Annotated in this window: 3 protein-coding genes; all 3 read right to left on the reverse strand. The window is 73.8% G+C overall.

Going from position 1 to position 1,512, the window contains the following annotated elements:
* Positions 1 to 40 precede the first annotated feature (40 nt).
* The gene (locus tag QR78_RS31715) at positions 41 to 1,120 is read right to left on the reverse strand and encodes a DUF2169 family type VI secretion system accessory protein (protein ID WP_053221186.1); all 1,080 of its coding nucleotides are present in this window, start codon (positions 1,118 to 1,120) and stop codon (positions 41 to 43) included.
* Positions 1,121 to 1,132: 12 nt separating this feature from the next.
* Entirely contained in the window at positions 1,133 to 1,297 is a 165-nt protein-coding gene (locus QR78_RS35315; protein ID WP_158004100.1) for a hypothetical protein, read from the reverse strand.
* Positions 1,298 to 1,300: 3 nt separating this feature from the next.
* On the reverse strand, positions 1,301 to 1,512 hold a 212-nt coding region (locus tag QR78_RS35320; RefSeq protein ID WP_048431627.1), incomplete at its 5' end, for a hypothetical protein.

The raw sequence follows: 1,512 nt of genomic DNA on the forward strand, positions 1-1,512 counted from the left end.
ATCCCCTCGCCGATCGTGCGCGAGCCCTCCCGCGGCAGGCTCATGCGCCCGCCTCCGCGCTCAGCCCGTGCTCGCCCGACACCGCCAGGCCCGCCGCCCCGGCCAGCGGCAGCACCCCCAGCACCGCCCCGTGATAGGCCGGGCAGCGCGCCACCCAGCCACGCCAGGTCAGGTCCACCCGCCAGGGCGCCGCCTCCGCCCGCAGGTCGAGATGCACCCCGTCGAGGTGCAGCCGCGCCGACACGGCCCGGCCGTCGAACCAGGCGTGGTGGGCCACCGGCACCAGCCCGGGCAACCGGAACGCCAGCGCCCCGCCCGGCACCAGCCCGTCGAGCCGCACGGTCTCGTCGCCGTGGAGGCGTGGCCGGACCAGGGCGGGCGCGGCGGTCTGGAAGAAGCGGTAGTCGAAATCCGCCGGCATCTGCGGGCAGCGCTCGCGAAGCCACGCCTCGTCGCGGGTGCCGCAATGCTCCTCGCGCCAGCGCCAGAACGGCGGCACCGGGCCGAAGCCCGCCGGGCGCGCGACCGTGAAGGGATCGGCGAGGGCCGCCTCCGGCGCCTCGATCCGGGGCGCTGGCAACACCCGGCCGACCGGGCTCCAGTCCCGGTGCAGCTGCCCCGGGCCGATCGGGTTGTCGGGGCTCGTCGTGCCCTCCGGATCGCCCACGATGCGCCCGCCCGCGGCGAGGCGATAGTCGAGCGGTACACGGGTGGCGGGCTCGGCCGGGCCGAGCTTCCAGGTCGGCCGCAGGAAGCGCAGCGCCGGTTGCCAGGCGCGCGGCCCATGGACCCGCAGCGCCGCCCGCGTCTCGCCCACCGTCAGCGCGACCGTCCACGAGCGGGCCGGCCGGCCGCCGGGCGCATGGGCGTGGCCGAGGACGGTCACGTCGGCGCCGGGCTTGTAGGGAATCAGGTCCCCGACCTGCACGAGCGGCGTGCGATGGGGATCGCCGGCATAGACGTCGTTGAGCACGAGTGCCTGGGTGTCGGCGAGGCCGAGCGCGCCCTCGGCGGAGAGGTCGTAGCGGCCGCGCACCGCGACCACCGCCATCCCGATCCCGTCGCGGTGCAGGTCGCCGAAGCCGAGGGCGGCGAACGGCGTGTCGTTGCGGATGAGCATCGGACGTCCCCGTCAGCGCGACGGGTTGAGGTCGATGACCTTGCCCCAGTGCTTCACCTGGTCGGAGAAGTCGGTGGTGAAGGTCTTGCCCGTGATGGTGACGTTGCCGTCCTTGTCCATGGTCAGCGTCGAAGCGCCGACGACGATCCGGAACACCTCGCCGACCTTGACCAGCATCTCCTAGCCGACCTCGATCACGTACTGCTCGCCGACCGTGTGGGTGTGCGCCTTGCCGACGTTCTCCCGCATCGTCTGCCCGACATTGACGACCTTGCTGACGCCGACCTGCTCGGTCGAGACGATGCCGGTGGTGGAGTTCTGGAAGCGCGTGACCATCGTGTTCATCACGCCGCCCAGGCCGCCCATCATCCCGCCGACCTGGCCGGCGAGCG

This window comes from Methylobacterium indicum (genome assembly GCF_001043895.1).
In the GTDB taxonomy this organism is placed as follows: domain Bacteria; phylum Pseudomonadota; class Alphaproteobacteria; order Rhizobiales; family Beijerinckiaceae; genus Methylobacterium; species Methylobacterium indicum.